We start from the raw sequence: 17,543 nt of genomic DNA, 5'->3' as shown, positions 1-17,543 counted from the left end.
CGCGTATGGAACCGGTCTTCCGAAGTCTGGAGATTGCCGCCCGGCTCGCGGTCAGGGCCACCGGAACCCGGATCACCTTTCGTGGGTTGGACAACCTGCCCGCCACGGGTGGTGCCGTCATCGCGATCAACCACACCGGCTACGTCGACTTCCTACCTGCGGCGCTGGCCGCCACCGCACGTGGCCGCCGGATGCGCTTCATGATCAAGGCGGAGATGGAGCAGGTGAAGGCGGTGAACTTCCTGATCAAGCACACCGGGACGATCCCGGTGGACCGCCGGGCGGGAGCCGGCGCCTATGCCGCGGCGGTGGAGGCGCTGCGTCGCGGCGAGCTCGTCGGGGTGTACCCGGAGGCGACGATCAGTCGCAGTTTCGAGCTCAAGGATTTCAAGACCGGTGCTGCGCGCATGGCCGTGGAGGCCGGTGTCCCGATCATTCCGCTGATCGTCTGGGGCGCCCAGCGCATCTGGACCAAGGACCATCCGAAGTCGCTGGGGCGCAAGAAAATTCCGGTCACCGTCGTGGTCGGTGAACCGATGCGGGTGGCAGGTTCGGTCGACCAGATCGACGGCACCCTGCGGGCAGCGATGTCGTCACTGCTGGATCGGGCCCAGCAGTACTACCCCGAGCCGGCCGGGGCGTACTGGGTTCCGAACCGGCTCGGAGGAAGTGCGCCGACGCCTGCCGAAGCCAAGTCGCTCGACGAGGCGGAACTGGCCGAACGCGCACGCAAGCGCGCCGAACGTGAAGCGACGGGGAAAAAGTGACGGGTGCCGAGCGGACGCCGGGGTTGATCGCCACCGACGTGGACGGAACGCTGCTCGACGAGGACGAGAAGGTCACGCCACGCACCCGCGCGGCGGTCCGGGCCGCGGTCGAGGCGGGAACGACGTTCATCTTGGCGACCGGACGGCCGCCGCGCTGGATCGCGCCGGTGGTCGACGGGCTCGGCCTGGCGCCGATGGCGGTGTGCGCCAACGGCGCCGTGATCTACGACCCGGCCACCGACCGCATCATCTCGGCGCACACGCTCTCGACCGACGTGCTCGGCGAGCTCGCCGAGATCGCCACCCGGGTGATTCCGGGCGTGGGGCTGGCCGTGGAACGGGTGGGGCGTTCGGCGCACGATGCGGCGACCCCGCAGTTCGTCAGTTCCCCCGGATACGAGCACGCCTGGCTCAACCCGGACAACACCGAGGTATCGGTCGAGGATCTGCTCAGTGCCCCTGCGGTCAAGCTGCTCATCCGCAAGGCAGGCGCGCGCAGTGCCGACATGGCCGCTGAACTTCTCAAACACATTGGGTTACAAGGCGATATCACCTATTCGACCAACAACGGTCTGATTGAGGTGGTGCCGCTGGGCATCAGCAAGGCCACCGGTGTCGCGGAGTTGGCCGCTCCGTTGGGGCTCACCGCCGCCGACGTCGTGACTTTCGGCGACATGCCCAATGACGTGCCGATGCTGAGTTGGGCCGGGCGGGGTGTGGCGATGGGCAATGCCCACCCCGACGCGGTGGACGCGGCCGACGAGGTCACTGTGACCAACACCGAGGACGGCGTGGCCCGGGTACTCGAACGCTGGTGGTCCTGAGCGGTCAGGTGATCGGGGTGAAACGCTCCAGTTGCACCGGCTGCTGATCGGGTGAGGGTGGGGGCAGTTCCACCGGCACACCGTCGACGACGCGGGTGACGCTGCCCTTCTCCCGGTCGAAGTTCAGGGTGCCGTGCTGGAAGTTCTGCACGATCCACTGCGGCTCGGGGATCTCCGCGCTGGTCGGCAGGCCCAGGACGCCGCGCTCGAAGCCCAGCGAGCCCCAGGCCTCATAGATGGCACCGGACACCGGTTGGGCGCCGCTGTCCGGCGACCAGTACACCGCGCCGCGCTCGAACGTGGCGTAGCGGGCGGCCCCTTCGCCGGTGGTCTCGGGCGAGGTCGGATTACCCAGCAGGCCCGCCGGCCCACCTGCCGCCTGCCAGCGGTTGTAGATGGCGCCGCCGCGCATCTGGTCGGCCAGATCCTCGGGGCCCGGCGGCCGGTTGAAGCGGGCGGCGATGTCCCGGATGTGGCCCATCTGGGCGTAGGCCGCGTTACCGGGGCAGTCGGTGATGCCGACATCGCGATGGGTGAAGATCGTCGGCAGTGTCGGGGTGGCTCCGCGGGGGAAATGGGTGAACGATCCGCCGGCGGAGGTCAGCACGACGGTGCCGTGCGGGTCGATGCGATCGAGGCCCAGGCGCCAGCCCAGCAGACGCCCGGTGTTGCGCACCTGGATCTCGGTGGGCGGCACGACGTCGAAGTCGCCCAGCATCGCCACCCCCCAGGTGTCGATGTTGAAGCCACCGGTGTGGGAACCCTCGACGGGCTTGTCCATGCCGCCTGCGCGGCCCTCGAATACCTGGCCGTACTTGTCGACCATGGCGTTGTAGGCGATGTCGCACCAGCCCAGCTCACGGGTGTGGTACTCGTAGATCGACCGGATGATGCCTGCCGAATCTTCGGGTGCGTAGTCGTTGCTGCCCGCCGTGTGATGCACGATGCCCGCGCGGATGCCCTTGTCGTACACGGTGTTTCCGCAGCGCATCGACTCGTTGGCGCCCCACTGCGCACGGCTGATGATGGTGGGCGGCTGGCCGGGGTTGATGGCGGCGGTCGGCAGCGGGCCGACGTCGACGGGGGACTGGGGCGGGCTGATCAGCACCGCGGTGACGTTCTGGCCGATGGGTGCTTCGACGTTGGCCGGCACATAGCCCAGTGCGGGTTTCGCCGGTGTCTTTCCGGGGCGCGGGGCGGGCGCCTTGGGCGCGCGGGTGACAGCGATCTGGACGGTGGTGGTGCGGCCGACGAATACCGGTTCGGTGCCGCGTGGGCCGGGAGTGTCGGCGCCGACCCCGTCGAGGTTCTCGGCCTGGTACCAGGGGCCCCAGGTGCCGTCGTCCTTGCGGGCGCGGACCCGGGCGGAGGTGCCACGGAGGTCCGGAGAGGTGAGCGCGACCATCGAGAACGGGCTGTCCTGATGGACCTCGCGGATGCTCTCTCCGACCGCAAGATTTTCGAGTGGTTGCTGTGTGAGCTGCGGTGCAGCATTTGCTGGTTCGGGTTGTTCGCCGGAATCTGTTCCGGAGATGGCCCACGGCACGATCACGACCGTCGCCGCGAGTGCGGTGAAGAGAATCGACGGCGCGGAACGGCGGGACTGCACGGACTGATGTTACGTATGAGTCTGGTGTTACGAATGATTCGACACGGTCCGCGCGTCGTTTTAACCGGCAACGGCACCGCAGAGCCGATGGCTTCTGCGGTGCCGTTCTTCTAACCGGGCTTTCTCTACGGGGCGGGCGGTGCCGGGACCGGTGCGGGCACCGGCGGCTTCATCGCCGAGGTGATCGCCGGCATGACCATGCCCTTGAGCAGGTCGATGGCCTGACCGGCGCCGAGCTGCTGAGCCGCGCTGGACAGGTCGCCGAACAGACCGCCGCCGCCACCACCACCGGTGGCCGGCATCGCGGACAGCGACGGATCGGCACCCAGGAGCGGGTAGGTGCCCGCGCTGGGATCGAGCCCGATCGGAGCCGAGATCGGCACTTCGCCCGGAGCGCCCAGACCGCCGGACAGCGACGGGTCGAGGCCCGCCGGCGAGGTGGTCAGGCCCGTACCGCCCAGGGAAGTGGGGGACGTGGTCAGACCACCCGGCGCGCCACCGGCCGGCGTCAGCGCCGGGTTGGTGAGCGAGCCGGTCGGCGGGGTCAGCGCCGGGTTGGTCAGCCCGCCGGGTGCGGCCGGAAGCCCGGCCGTCGGCGACGTCAAACTCGGCGTCGCACCATTGGGGCTGGTCAGTCCCGCGTCAGGGGACGTCAGACCGGGCGAGGCGAGCCCCGGTGAGGTCAGCCCCGGCGACGTGAGACCGGGCGAGGTGAGTCCGGGAGACGTGAGGCCCGGGTCGGTCAAGCCGGGCGATGTCAGCCCTGGCGATGTCAGCCCCGGGGACGCCAATCCGGGAGAGGTCAGGCTCGGCGAGCCGAGTGTGGGGGTCGGAGAGGTGCCGCCCAGCATGGGCATCGGCGGCAGGTTGACGCCGAACTGGGACAGGCCCTGCGAGAGGGCGGACATCAGTTCACCGGGAAGGTCGGTGACCAGGGAGGCCTGGGTGAACTCCCGCTGCTGGGGCGCGGGGGACAGCTGGGACATGGCAACTAGGGCGACTGGACTTGCGACTGCCACTGCGGCGACTGCGCTCATGGCTGTCGAGAGCTTGCGTCGACGGCGGTTCGGCACGGAAGTCTCCTCAATATGTTTGCAGTTAAGGACTGCATTTCGGATTGCACGGGGTGCTCTCCGCTTGCTTGATCGGCGGTTCCGGACCAGTTGGTGTGAAGCCCATGAATGCCAACGAGATCGATGTTAAGGCTGTTACTCATGGGACTGAAGTGACGATATTGAATCGTGAGCGAATTGCGACCTGGGCCCTTCGTCGAATTCGGGGCACAGGGGCGCGGTCGGATACCCTGGCTGCCGATGACGTCCTTATCTCCCCGGGTCGCTACAGACCAGTCCAGCGCACATTTCGACTTATTCGTCGTCGGCTCCGGTTTCTTCGGTCTGACGATCGCTGAGCGCGCCGCGGCGCAGCTGGGCAAGCGTGTCCTTGTTATAGAACGCCGCCCGCACATCGGCGGCAACGCCTACTCGGAAGCCGAACCGCAGACCGGTATCGAAGTCCACAAGTACGGGGCCCACCTGTTCCACACCTCCAACCAGCGGGTGTGGGACTACGTGCGGCAGTTCACCGAGTTCACCGGCTACCAGCACCGCGTCTTCGCGATGCACGACGGCCAGGCCTACCAGTTCCCCATGGGGCTGGGCCTGGTCTCGCAGTTCTTCGGCCGGTACTTCACCCCCGACGAGGCCCGCGCCCTGATCAAGGAGCAGGCCAGCGAGATCGCCGGGCACGAGGCGGCCAACTTCGAGGAGAAGGCCATCTCGCTGATCGGGCGCCCGCTCTACGAGGCGTTCATGAAGCACTACACCGCCAAGCAGTGGCAGACCGACCCGCGCGAGCTGCCGGCGTCCAACATCACCCGGCTGCCGGTGCGCTACACGTTCGACAACCGCTACTTCAACGACACCTACGAGGGCCTGCCGGTCGACGGTTACACCGCCTGGCTGGAGAACATGGCCGCCGACGACCGCATCGAGGTGCGGTTGGACACCGACTGGTTCGACGTGCGCGATGAGCTCCGCGCGGCCAACCCCGACGCCCCGGTCGTGTACACCGGTCCGCTGGACCGCTACTTCGACTACTCCGAGGGCCGGCTGGGTTGGCGCACACTGGACTTCGATCTCGAGGTGTTGACGGACTGTGGTGATTTCCAAGGCACGCCCGTCATGAACTACAACGACGCCGACGTGGCGTACACCCGGATCCACGAGTTCCGGCATTTCCATCCCGAGCGGGACTACCCGGCCGACAAAACTGTCATCATGCGGGAGTTCTCGCGATTCGCCGAAGCGAACGACGAGCCGTACTACCCGATCAACACCGACGCCGACCGTGCCCTGCTGGCTTCTTACCGGGCCCGCGCCAAGGCCGAAACCGCCTCGGCGAAGGTGCTTTTCGGCGGCCGGCTGGGCACCTACCAGTACCTCGACATGCACATGGCCATCGCCAGTGCGCTGAACATGTACGACAACACCCTGGCCCCGCACCTGACTGACGGTGCACCGCTGGTGACCGAGCAGACCGACAAGGAAAGCAGCAACGCATGAGTGACATCCCTTCCGGCGCGCTGGACGCCGGGGAATCCCGGGCCGTCAGTCTGCTGGCCCGCGTGATCCTGCCGCGACCGGGCGAGCCGCTGGACGTCCGCAAGCTCTATCTCGACGAGGATCCGACCAATGCCCGTCGGGCCCATGCGCCGACGCGGACGACCCTCGAGATCGGTACCGAATCCGGTATCTCGTTCGCGACCTACTTCAACGCTTTCCCGGCCAGTTATTGGCGGCGCTGGTCCACCCTGAAATCGGTGGTGCTGCGAGTCGAGTTGACCGGCACCGCCCGGGTCGACGTCTACCGGTCCAAGGCCACCGGCGCCCGGATCACCGTGGGCGGCGCCCCAGTCTCCAGCGGCGACTCCGCCGAACCGGCGAGCGTCGAATTCGAGATCGACCTCACCCCCTTCGAGGACGGCGGGTGGATCTGGTTCGACATCACCAGCAACACCGCGGTGCGGGTCCACAGCGCCGGTTGGTACGCCCCGTCCCCCGCGCCGGGCCGGGCCAACATCGCCGTCGGCATCCCGACCTTCAACCGTCCCTCGGACTGCGTCAACGCGCTGGCCGCCCTGACCTCGGATCCGTTGGTGGACGAGGTGGTCAGCGCGGTCATCGTGTCCGACCAGGGCACCAGCAAGGCCAAGGACCATCCGGGATTCGAGGCCGCCGCAGCCGCACTCGGCAACCGGCTCACGATCCACAACCAGCCCAACCTCGGTGGCTCCGGCGGTTACAGCCGGGTGATGTACGAGGCGCTGAAGAACACCGACTGTGAACAGATCCTGTTCATGGACGACGACATCCGCATCGAGCCCGATTCGATCCTGCGGGCCCTGGCCATGAACCGGTTCGCCAAGGAACCCATTCTGGTCGGCGGGCAGATGCTCAACCTGCAGGAGCCGTCACACCTGCACATCATGGGCGAGATGGTCGACCGGGCGAACTTCATGTGGTCGGCGGCGCCCAACGCCGAATACGACCACGACTTCGCCAAGTATGCGCTGGACGACACCGACGCCGTCCGCAGCAAGCTGCTGCACCGCCGGATCGACGTGGACTTCAACGGCTGGTGGATGTGCATGATCCCCCGGCAGGTGGCCGAGGAGCTCGGGCAGCCGCTGCCGCTGTTCATCAAGTGGGACGACGTCGAGTACGGCTTGCGCGCCGCCGAACACGGCTACCGCACGGTCACCCTTCCCGGCGCGGCGATCTGGCACATGGCGTGGAGCGACAAGGACGACGCCATCGACTGGCAGGCCTACTTCCACCTGCGCAACCGGCTGGTGGTGTCGGCAATCCACTGGGATGGCGATGCGCGGGGGCTGCTGGCCAGCCACCTCAAGGCCACCTTCAAACACCTTCTGTGCCTTGAATATTCGACCGTCGCCATCCAGAACCGGGCCATGGAGGACTTCCTGGCCGGCCCGGAGCACATCTTCTCCATCCTGGAATCGGCCCTACCCGACATCCGCAAGATGCGCCAGGAGTACCCCGACGCCGTCGTCGTGGGCGGTGCCACCGAACTACCGCCGGCCTCGGATCTGCGGCGCAAGAAGATCGGCATCCCGGTCTCCAAGCCGGCGATCGCGGTGAACCTGGCCCGCGGCGTCGTCCACCAACTGCGCCAGCACGATCCGCAAACCCACATCCAGCCGCAGATCAACGTGGCCACCCAGGATGCCCGCTGGTTCTCCATGTGCCGGGTCGACGGGGTCACCGTCACGACCGCTGACGGGCGTGGTGTGGTGTACCGGCAGCGGGACCGCGCCAAGATGTTCGCGTTGCTCCGTGCCTCGCTGCGCCAGCAGTTGCGAGTGGTCCGTCAGTTCGACCGGATGCGCAAGGTCTATCGTGAGGCGCTGCCGGTGCTGACCAGCACCCAGAAGTGGGAGACGGTGTTGCTGACAGAGTCGGCGGAGAAAAACTGACATGACCGATGCCCCGCGCGGCGAAGACGCCGTGTTGGTCGCCGTGCAGTCTGCCCTGGCCACCAGGCCCGGCGTGCTGAGCGGCGCACGTGCGTTGTCGCATTTCGGCGAGCACAGTCTGGGTTGGCTCGCGCTCGCGGCCGGGGGTGCGCTGGCCCAGCCGGCCAAGCGCAGGTCATGGATCGCCGTGGGCGTCGGCGCCTTTGTCGCCCATGCCGCGGCGGTACTGATCAAGCGGGTGGTGCGCCGTGAGCGGCCACATCACCCCGATGTCGCCGTGAACGTCGGGACGCCGAGCCGGCTGAGTTTCCCCTCGGCACATGCCACCTCGACCACCGCGGCGGCGGTCCTGCTGGCCCGGACCACCGGTCTGCCGGTGCGCGCGGTGCTCGTGGTGCCCATGGCGCTGTCCCGTCTGGTGCTGGGCGTGCACTATCCCACCGATGTGCTGACCGGCGTGGCCGTCGGGGCAGCCGTGGGTTCGGTGGTCGGAAGAACTGCCGGTGTCGGGCCGAAGGAGACCGTGGCCAAATGAGTGAGGAAGTGTTGCCGGAGGTCGGCCCGCCGAAGAATCTGGCCGCCGGGCTGATCAAGGCCGTCCGTCCGCGCCAGTGGATCAAGAACCTGCTCGTCCTGGCCGCGCCGTTGGCCGCGGTCGGCAGCGGCATCCAATACGACTACGGCGACCTCGCCTACAAGGTGTCGATCGCGTTCGTGGTGTTCTGCCTGGCCGCGTCGTCGATCTATCTGATCAACGATGCCCGCGACGTCGAGGCCGACCGCGCCCATCCGACGAAGCGGTTCCGGCCGATCGCCGCCGGTGTGGTGCCGGAGTGGATGGCCTACGTGCTGGCCGTCGTTCTCGCGGTGGCCTCGCTGGGCATCTCGTGGCTGCTGACCCCGGCGCTGGCGCTGGTGATGGCGGTGTACATCGCCATCCAGCTCGCGTACTGCTTCGGGCTCAAGCACCAGGCCGTGCTCGACATCTGCATCGTGTCCTCGGGCTTCCTGATCCGCGCCATCGCCGGTGGTGTGGCTGCCGATATCCCACTGTCGCAATGGTTCCTGCTGGTGATGGCCTTCGGCTCGCTGTTCATGGCGGCGGGCAAGCGGTACGCCGAACTGCAGTTGGCCGAGCGCACCGGGGCCAAGATCCGCAAGTCGCTGGAGAGCTACACCAACACCTATCTACGGTTCGTCTGGACACTGTCGGCCACTGCGATGGTGCTCTGCTACGGCCTGTGGGCGTTCGGGCGCGACAGTGCCAACGACGCCTTGGGCCTCGACGGCCAGGACGCGTCGTGGTACGCGATCACGATGGTTCCGTTCACCGTCGCGATCCTGCGCTATGCGGTTGACATCGACGGTGGCATCGCCGGTGAGCCTGAGGAGATTGCGCTGAAAGACCGAGTGCTGCAGATCCTGTTCCTGGCCTGGATCGGAACCATCGGTGCAGCCATCTACTTCAGCTGACCGGATTACGTTGCGCCGCTTGGCAGGCGGCGTGGGTGCACGGTTGGCGCGGTGGCCGGTGTTTCCCTACGACGTCTCGGTGCGGGTCAGCCTGTGGGTGAGCGTGGTCGTGGTGGCCGGGCTGTTCGGCTGGGGTGCCTGGCAGCGCCGATGGATCGCCGACGACGGCCTGATCGTGCTGCGGACGGTGCGAAACCTGCTCGCGGGCAACGGCCCCGTCTTCAATGCGGGTGAACGGATCGAGGCCAACACCTCCACCGTGTGGACCTACCTGATGGCGCTGGGCGCATGGCTTGGCGGCTCGGTCCAGATGGAGTACGTGGCGCTGGCCCTTGCGTTGACGCTGAGCGTGCTCGGCGTCGTTCTGGCGATGCTCGGCACCGGCCGGTTGTACGCCCCGAGCCTGCAGGGCCGCCGGGCACTGCTGCTGCCCGCCGGCGCGCTGGTCTACATCGCCGTCCCGCCGGCCCGCGACTTCGCCACCTCAGGGCTCGAAAACGGTTTGGTCCTGGCCTATCTGGGTCTGCTGTGGTGGATGCTGGTGTGCTGGTCGCAAGCTCTGCGTGCGGCTCCGGCAACGAGGCGCGGGGTAGCCGCCGGTGCACCGAACCCGGTGTCCAGCAAGTACTTCGAGGGTGTGTTGGCCGCCCTGGCCGGGCTGAGCGTGCTGATCCGCCCCGAGCTGGCGTTGATCGGCGGCGGCGCACTGGTCATGATGCTGATCGCGGCGCGCGGCCGGCGGCGCCGGGTCCTGATCGTGGTGGCCGGTGGGCTGCTGCCGGTCGCCTATCAGATCTTCCGGATGGGTTACTACGGGCTGTTGGTGCCGGGTACCGCGGTGGCCAAGGACGCCTCTGGATCGAAGTGGTCCCAGGGCCTGACCTATCTGACCAATTTCAACCATCCGTACCTGCTGTGGGTGCCGGTGCTGCTGCTGGCCGCGCTCGGTGCGGTTCTGCTGACCACGAGGACCCGGCCGTGGTGGGTGCGTCATCAGGTGCCCCGCGGTTACGGCTGGCTGGCACGCACCGTCCAAAGTCCTGCCGCGGTAGTGCTTTTCATGTTCGTCAGCGGGTTGCTGCAGGGCATCTACTGGGTGCGGCAGGGCGGTGACTTCATGCACGGCCGGGTGTTGCTGACCCCGCTGTTCTGCCTGCTGATGCCCGTCGCGGTCATTCCGGTCGTGCTGCCCGACGGCACCAGGTTCACCCGGGAGACGGGTTACCTGCTGGCCGCGGCCACCAGCGTGTTGTGGGCCTCGGTGGTGGGCTGGTCGATCTGGGCCGCCAACTCGCCGGGCCTCGGTGCCGACGGTACCCGCGTCACCTACACCGGCATCGTCGACGAGCGTCGGTTCTACTCGCAGGCCACGGGCCATGCGCACCCGCTGACCGCCGCCGACTACCTGGACTATCCGCGCATGCGTGCGGTGCTGACCGCGATCAACAACACCCCCGACGGGGCGCTGCTGTTGCCGTCGGGCAACTACGACCAGTGGGACGTCGTCCCCGCCTATCCGCCGCCGCCCGATCTCACCCCGGAGGCCCGTCGGGCGCTGGAAACCCCGCACACCGTGTTCTTCACCAACATGGGCATGCTGGGCATGAACGTCGGGCTCGACGTACGGGTCATCGACCAGATCGGTCTGACGAATCCGCTGGCGATGCACACGCAGAGGCTGACCGACGGCCGCATCGGCCACGACAAGAATCTGTTCCCGGACTGGGCCGTCGCCGAAGGACCGTTCCTCAAGACCAGGCAGTACATCCCGCCCTACCTGGACGAGGATTGGATCTCGCAGGCACAGGCGGCGCTGGACTGCCCGGCCACCGAGTCGATGCTGAACTCGGTGCGCGGGGAGATGAGCCCGCGGCGGTTCCTGTCCAACCTGGCGCACGCGTACGGGTTCACCAAGTACCGGATCGACCGGGTGCCGCTCTATGACTTGAAGCGATGCGGCCTACCGGTCCCCGAACCGAAGAACCCGCCGTACACGGGAATGCCCGCCACCGGACCGTGACGGGGGCGGGATCGTAGGACTGAATTCTGTGTATTCGGTAACGCCCGGCCGGGTGGCGCCGATACCCAGACGAGCCCGCATGATCGATCTTGAACGGACGGTATGAGAAACCGATGCTGACCTCTGGTGTCTGTACCTGTGAACGGGAGACGTTCCTCACACCGGAGCACCCGGCGTATCGGACCGACACCAAGCAGGTCTGGGCGACCGGAAACGCTGTAGTGGGGTGGGCGAATTGCGTGCCGGGCGACGGTGCCCGGCCGTACCGGGCGGCTCGTTCGAAGGCCCCGAAACCAGACCTGATCGCGACCGTGAACGGCTGAGGGAGCGATCAGGGACGACAACTGCTGAAGAGAAGCATCACGCATTCGTGTGGTTGACTACACGGGCACGTGAGCCGCTTACGTCGGTCCTGACATCGATGTGCGGAATACGAAGAAAAGATTCAGATAGGGAGCGGTATGAAGTTCGTTGGGAAGATGCGCGGCTTGTCGCGCCGGCTGACGGTCGCGGTTGCGGCGGCGGCCGTGCTGCCTGGCCTGGTGGGCGTCGTGGGCGGCTCGGCGACCGCTGGAGCTTGGTCTCGACCCGGCCTGCCGGTCGAGTATCTCGAAGTTCCGTCGGCAGCGATGGGACGTGACATCAAGGTCGAGTTCCAGAGCGGTGGCGCGGGTGCACCTGCGCTCTATCTGCTCGACGGCATGCGTGCTCGTGAGGATCAGAACGGTTGGGACATCGAACTGCCTACGTTCGAGTGGTTCCTGAACTCGGGCATCTCGGTCGTGATGCCGGTCGGCGGTCAGTCCAGCTTCTACAGCGACTGGTACAAGCCGGCCTGTGGCAGCAAGGACGGCGGCTGCAAGACCTACAAGTGGGAGACCTTCCTGACCCAGGAGCTCCCCTCATGGCTGGCGGCCAACAAGGACGTGAAGTCGACCGGTAGCGCTGTGGTCGGTCTGTCGATGGCCGGTTCGTCGGCGCTGATGTTGTCGGCTCGCCACCCGGATCAGTTCATCTACGCGTCCTCGCTGTCGGGCACCTTGAACCCGTCTGAGGGCTGGTGGCCGATGCTGATCGGTGTCTCGATGGGTGACGCCGGTGGCTACAAGGCCGACGACATGTGGGGCAAGACGGGCGATCCGGACAACGCCTGGAAGGCCAACGACCCGACCGAGAACGTCGCGACACTGGCCAACAACGGCACTCGCCTCTGGGTCTACTGCGGTAACGGCAAGCCCGGCGAGCTGGGTGGCGCTGACATGCCCGCCAAGTTCCTGGAGGGCTTCGTGTGCCGCACCAACTCCACGTTCCAGGAGAAGTACATCGCGGCCGGTGGCAAGAACGCGGTGTTCAACTTCCCGCAGAGCGGTACGCACAACTGGGCCTACTGGGGCCAGCAGCTGCAGGCCATGAAGCCTGATCTGCAGCGGGTTCTGGGCGCCACCCCGACCGCCTGATCCGGCGGTAGGTAGCGACCTAACACGTACGACGCCTGACGGCGGCGACCCCCGACGGGGTCGCCGCCGTCAGCCGTTTCCGGGTCCTGTCACGGTCGGGCGTTTGACGCCCCGGCTGTGAGGTCGATGTGGTTCACTACAACGCGGGTGTGTGCGGTGGGCCCAGATGTGTAGTGCGCAGTCGAGTCCGGCAGGCAGCAGGAGAGGTTGATGATGAGACGTGCGTTGAGTCTGATGCGGACGATGCTGCTGGCCCTGCTGGCCCCAGTGCTCGGCACTGCCCTCTGGGCCGTGTCCGCGACGACGGGCGCGCCGGCCCGGGCCGAGGGTGTCGAGTATCTGATGGTCCCGTCGGCGGCGATGGGCCGCGACATCCCGGTGGCGTTCCAGGGCGGTGGCCCGCATGCGGTGTTTCTGCTCGACGCGTTCAACGCGGCCCCTGACGTGAGCAACTGGGTCAACGCCGGTCACGCGATGAGCACCCTGGCCGGTCGCGGAGTGTCGGTGGCCGCGCCGGCCGGTGGAGCGTTCAGCCTGTACACCAACTGGGAGCAGGACGGCAGCAAGCAGTGGGAGACCTTCCTGTCCGCCGAGCTGCCGGACTGGCTGGCCGCCAACAAGGGTCTGGCCCCGGGCGGGCACGGAGTCGTCGGAGCCTCACAGGGCGGCACCGCCGCGCTGACGCTGGCCGCGTTCCACCCCGACCGGTTCCGCTTCGCCGGATCCCTGTCGGGCTTCCTGACCCCGTCGGCCACCACTCTCAACGGCGCGATCACCGCGGGCATGGCGCAGTTCGGCGGCGTGGACAGCTATGGCATGTGGGGTGCCCCACAGCTGGGCCGCTGGAAGTGGCATGACCCCGACGTGCACGTGCAGTTGCTGGCTGACGCCAACACCCGGCTGTGGGTGTACAGCCCGGCCGTGCTCACATGCAGTGACCCCGCTGCGATGATCGGTGTCTGCGATCTGGCGCAGGGCAGCAACAGGTCCTTCTACCAGCACTACCGCTCCGTCGGCGGCAGCAACGGGCACTTCGACATGCCGGCCGGTGGCCAGCATGACTGGGGTAGCTGGGCTCCGCAGCTGGCGCAGATGTCGGGCGAACTGGTCGCGACCATCAAGTAAGCCGTCCGGGCGGCCGCCGTGGTGACCAGAATCAGCTGCGCCGGGACACTTTTCACCAGCCGGTACGGTGGAAGCGTGCAGCACACGGTACGGTCGGCCACCCTGGTGGTAGCGGTGTCCGCTGCGTCGTTGCTGACGGCATGCGATGCGAGCGGTGACATCATGGCGCCGCTGGCCCTGCCGACGTCACAGGTCAACGGTGCGCAGCCGCAGGCGGTGTCCGCGGAGCCTCTCCCACGCCGCTCCGGTGAGCTGGCCATCACGTCGCAGCAGCACACGTATCTCGATGAGCTCAAGGCCGCGGGGATCAGCCCGTCCAGTGAGCTGCTGGCGCTGTCGATCGGGTCGTATGTGTGCCAGGCCCACGCCGCCAAGCTGAACGACCAGGCCGTGCGGGATTTCGTCCTGCCGCTGGTGCGCAGCGACGTCCGGGCCGCCCACACCGCGGAAAGCCCGACCTCCGGCGAGATCGACGCCGCCGCCACCGATTACATCCGTATCGCCACCGAACATCTCTGCTGACAAGCAGATCACCGCACCGCACGCGAGGAGCCCGAGTAACCCATGGCAAAAAATGCCGGCCGCCGGAAGCGGCACCGCATCCTGGCCCTGATCGCCGCCGCGGCCATGGCACTCGTGGTGGTGCTGGTGGTGACGATCGTGGTGATCGTGATGCGTCGTCCCGAAACCCCGTCGGCACCGCCGTCGGCCCAGCCTCCGGCCGGGGTGCCGGGCCCGTCGGGGACGCGTAAGCCGCGCCCGGAGTTCCAGTCCGCCGACTGTCCCGACGTGATGTTGCTCTCGATCCCCGGTACCTGGGAGTCCTCGCCGCAGGACGACCCGATCAACCCGACACAGTTCCCGCTGTCGCTGATGACGAATGTCAGCCGGCCGATGGCCGAGCAGTTCGGGACAGACCGCCTCGAGGTCTACACGGTGCCCTACACCGCGCAGTTCCATAACCCGTTCTCCGCCGACAAGCAGATGTCCTACAACGACAGCCGTGCGGAGGGGAAGCGCACCGCGGTCAAGGCGCTCACCGACATGAACGACCGGTGCCCGCTCACCAGCTATGTGATCGCCGGCTTCTCGCAGGGCGCGGTGATCGGCGGGGACCTGGCCAGCGACATCGGCAACGGCCGTGGCCCGGTGGACGAGGACCTGGTGCTGGGCGTGACGTTGATCGCCGACGGCCGCCGCGAGCTCGGTGTCGGGCAGGACATCGGCCCCAACCCGCCCGGACAGGGTGCCGAGATCACGCTGCACGAGTTGCCGGTGCTGTCCGAGATGGGCCTGACCATGACGGGTCCGCGGCAGGGCGGCTTCGGGGCGCTGAACGACCGGACGAATCAGATCTGCGGAAAGGGCGATCTGATCTGCTCGGCGCCGGAGGAGGCGTTCTCGATCTTCAATCTGCCCAAGACCCTGGAGACGCTGACCGGCAGCGCGGCCGGTCCGGTGCACGCCTTGTACAACACCCCGCAGTTCTGGGTGGAGAATGGACAAACCGCCACGCAGTGGGCGCTGAGCTGGGCCAAAGACCTGGTGGACAACGCGCCGCATCCAAAGCACGGGTAGCCGGGACGGGCCGGAGGCGTCAATCGTGCGTCGGATTTGGCCAGCACCGTCACAGTCCCTTAACATTAAGAGAAAAATAAGAGCTTCTTGCGCGAGTAGTGGGTTGGATAGAGCCGTCAGCTGATTCGTGGCATGGATCTGCGGGCCCGGTACGATCTTCGGGTTTGGGACGTATCGGCCGCCGAGTGGCTGCGACGCACCGGCAGTGACGTGCGACAACGCGACGAGTACGGCTCTGACAGGAGATTTAAATGCCGTTCATCAATCCGTTCATCAAGGACGGTCAGATCAAGTTCCCTGACGGCGCCAGCATCGTCGAGCACGTCGAGCGCTGGGCCAGGGTCCGTGCTGACAAGCTGGCATACCGCTTCCTGGACTTCTCGACCGAACGTGACGGTGTCGCCCGCGACCTGACCTGGTCCCAGTTCAGCGCCCGGAACAAGGCGGTGGCTGCCCGGCTTCAGCAGGTCACCCAACCCGGTGACCGTGTTGCCATTCTGTGCCCGCAGAACCTCGACTACCTCGTCGCCTTCTTCGGCGCGCTCTACGCCGGCCGCGTCGCGGTGCCCCTGTTCGACCCGTCCGAGCCCGGACACGTCGGCCGCCTGCACGCGGTGCTGGACGACTGCCACCCGTCGGCGATCCTGACCACCACCGATGCCGCCGAGGGCGTCCGCAAGTTCTTCCGCAGCCGGCCGGCCAACCAGCGTCCCCGCGTCATCGCGGTGGACGCGGTGCCCGACGACGTCGCCGCCACCTGGGTCCACTTCAAGGATGTCGACGAGTCCACCATCGCCTACCTCCAGTACACCTCCGGATCGACCCGGATCCCGACCGGTGTGCAGATCACCCACCTGAACATGGCCACCAACGTGGTGCAGATCGTCGAGGCGCTCGAAGGTGAGGAGGGCGACCGCGGCCTGTCCTGGCTGCCGTTCTTCCACGACATGGGTCTGGTCACCGGGTTGATCGCCCCGATGATCGGCCACTACTTCACCTTCATGACCCCGGCCGCCTTCGTGCGCCGGCCCGAGCGCTGGATCCGGGAGATGGCCCGCAAGGAAGGCGACACCGGTGGCGTCATCTCGGTGGCCCCGAACTTCGCGTTCGACCACGCCGCGGCCCGCGGCGTCCCCAAGGATGGCGCGCCGCTCGACCTGTCCAATGTGAAGGCCGTGCTCAACGGCAGTGAGCCGATCTCGGCGGCGACCGTGCGCCGGTTCAACGAGGCGTTCAGCCCGTTCGGCTTCCCGGCCAAGGCCATCAAACCGTCCTACGGCCTGGCCGAGGCAACGTTGATGGTATCGACCACCCCGGCTGCCGAAGAGCCGAAGATCATCTCCGTCGACCGCGACGAGCTCAACAGCGGCCGCATCGTCGAGGTGGATGGCGATTCGATCAAGGCGGTTGCCCAGGCCTCGGCCGGCAGGGTCGGCGTCTCCGAGTGGGCCGTCATCGTGGACGCCGAGAGCGCGACCGAGCTGCCCGACGGACAGGTCGGCGAGATCTGGATGAGCGGCCAGAACATGGGCACCGGGTACTGGGGTAAGCCCGAAGAGACGATCGAGGTTTTCCAGAACACCCTCAAATCACGGACCAGCCCGTCACACGCCGAGGGTGCTGCAGACGACGCCACCTGGGTCCGCACCGGCGATTACGGCGCCTTCTACGACGGTGACCTCTACATCACCGGCCGCGTAAAGGACCTGGTCATCATCGACGGCCGTAACCACTACCCGCAGGACCTGGAGTACTCGGCGCAGGAAGCCAGCAAGGCGCTGCGTACCGGCTACGTGGCGGCCTTCTCGGTGCCGGCCAACCAGCTGCCCGACGAGGTGTTCGAGAACGCGCACGCGGGGCTGCACCGCGACGACGATGACAGCTCCGAGCAGCTGGTCATCGTCGCCGAGCGTGCCCCCGGCTCCCACAAGCTCGAAGTCGGCCCGATCACCGATGACATCCGCGCGGCTATCGCCGTGCGGCACGGTGTGACGGTGCGCGATGTGCTGCTGACCGCGGCCGGAGCGATCCCGCGTACCTCCAGCGGCAAGATCGGCCGCCGGGCCTGCCGCTCGGCCTACCTGGACGGCTCGCTGCGCAGCGGGAAGATCGCCAACGCGTTCCCCGACGAGACGGACTGACCGAACCCCCCACCGCTACGACGCCGACCAGCGCTCGTTCTGATGCAAGGT

14 protein-coding genes are annotated in these 17,543 nt (G+C 67.3%); 12 read left to right on the top strand and 2 right to left on the bottom strand.

The window, feature by feature from the left end; genetic code table 11:
* The first annotated feature begins 5 nt into the window (after positions 1–5).
* On the top strand, positions 6–767 hold the full coding sequence (locus ACZYZF_RS29125; protein WP_463743671.1) for a lysophospholipid acyltransferase family protein: 762 nt from the start codon (positions 6–8) through the stop codon (positions 765–767).
* Positions 764–1,591 (top strand): HAD family hydrolase, encoded by an 828-nt coding sequence (locus ACZYZF_RS29120; RefSeq protein ID WP_463743672.1) that lies wholly within the window; start codon positions 764–766, stop codon positions 1,589–1,591. Before ACZYZF_RS29125 ends, ACZYZF_RS29120 begins: the two co-directional genes overlap by 4 nt.
* A 4-nt stretch (positions 1,592–1,595) precedes the next feature.
* Here ACZYZF_RS29120 and ACZYZF_RS29115 read toward each other — a convergent pair whose 3' ends face one another.
* Both ACZYZF_RS29115 and ACZYZF_RS29110 read right to left on the bottom strand, forming a co-directional pair.
* Complete coding sequence (locus ACZYZF_RS29115; protein ID WP_463837553.1) at positions 1,596–3,200, bottom strand: N-acetylmuramoyl-L-alanine amidase; 1,605 nt, start codon at positions 3,198–3,200, stop codon at positions 1,596–1,598.
* 125 nt (positions 3,201–3,325) lie between these two features.
* Positions 3,326–4,273 carry a hypothetical protein gene (locus ACZYZF_RS29110; protein ID WP_463837551.1) on the bottom strand — a complete coding sequence of 316 codons (948 nt, stop codon included), beginning with the start codon at positions 4,271–4,273 and terminating at the stop codon, positions 3,326–3,328.
* Positions 4,274–4,513: 240 nt separating this feature from the next.
* Here ACZYZF_RS29110 and glf point away from each other — a divergent pair, with 240 nt between their 5' ends.
* From glf to fadD32, 10 genes are all read left to right on the top strand, one after another.
* A complete protein-coding gene (gene glf / locus ACZYZF_RS29105; RefSeq protein WP_463743675.1) occupies positions 4,514–5,764 on the top strand; it encodes a UDP-galactopyranose mutase in 1,251 nt (416 codons plus the stop codon).
* Positions 5,761–7,698, top strand: a complete 1,938-nt coding sequence (locus tag ACZYZF_RS29100; RefSeq protein ID WP_463743676.1) for a glycosyltransferase — start codon at positions 5,761–5,763, stop codon at positions 7,696–7,698. Before glf ends, ACZYZF_RS29100 begins: the two co-directional genes overlap by 4 nt.
* A 1-nt stretch (position 7,699) precedes the next feature.
* Positions 7,700–8,233: a phosphatase PAP2 family protein gene (locus ACZYZF_RS29095; RefSeq protein WP_463743677.1), complete on the top strand. Its 534-nt coding sequence runs from the start codon at positions 7,700–7,702 to the stop codon at positions 8,231–8,233.
* Positions 8,230–9,171 (top strand): decaprenyl-phosphate phosphoribosyltransferase, encoded by a 942-nt coding sequence (locus ACZYZF_RS29090; RefSeq protein WP_463743678.1) that lies wholly within the window; start codon positions 8,230–8,232, stop codon positions 9,169–9,171. Before ACZYZF_RS29095 ends, ACZYZF_RS29090 begins: the two co-directional genes overlap by 4 nt.
* A complete protein-coding gene (gene zomB / locus ACZYZF_RS29085; RefSeq protein ID WP_463837549.1) occupies positions 9,149–11,191 on the top strand; it encodes a flagellar motor control protein ZomB in 2,043 nt (680 codons plus the stop codon). The genes ACZYZF_RS29090 and zomB overlap by 23 nt, the downstream gene beginning before the upstream one ends.
* Before the next feature lie 461 nt (positions 11,192–11,652).
* Positions 11,653–12,648 (top strand): esterase family protein, encoded by a 996-nt coding sequence (locus ACZYZF_RS29080; protein WP_463837547.1) that lies wholly within the window; start codon positions 11,653–11,655, stop codon positions 12,646–12,648.
* 213 nt (positions 12,649–12,861) lie between these two features.
* Positions 12,862–13,773: an alpha/beta hydrolase-fold protein gene (locus tag ACZYZF_RS29075; RefSeq protein WP_463744173.1), complete on the top strand. Its 912-nt coding sequence runs from the start codon at positions 12,862–12,864 to the stop codon at positions 13,771–13,773.
* Between the two features lie 75 nt (positions 13,774–13,848).
* Positions 13,849–14,295 carry a hypothetical protein gene (locus ACZYZF_RS29070; protein WP_463743681.1) on the top strand — a complete coding sequence of 149 codons (447 nt, stop codon included), beginning with the start codon at positions 13,849–13,851 and terminating at the stop codon, positions 14,293–14,295.
* Positions 14,296–14,337: 42 nt separating this feature from the next.
* On the top strand, positions 14,338–15,351 hold the full coding sequence (culp6, locus tag ACZYZF_RS29065) for a carboxylesterase Culp6 (protein ID WP_463743682.1): 1,014 nt from the start codon (positions 14,338–14,340) through the stop codon (positions 15,349–15,351).
* 251 nt (positions 15,352–15,602) lie between these two features.
* The gene (fadD32, locus tag ACZYZF_RS29060; RefSeq protein WP_463743683.1) at positions 15,603–17,492 is read left to right on the top strand and encodes a long-chain-fatty-acid--AMP ligase FadD32; all 1,890 of its coding nucleotides are present in this window, start codon (positions 15,603–15,605) and stop codon (positions 17,490–17,492) included.
* Positions 17,493–17,543 lie beyond the last annotated feature (51 nt).

This window comes from Mycobacterium sp. IDUB_24, from assembly GCF_055419385.1.
This window is presented reverse-complemented; position numbering and strand designations above follow the sequence as displayed.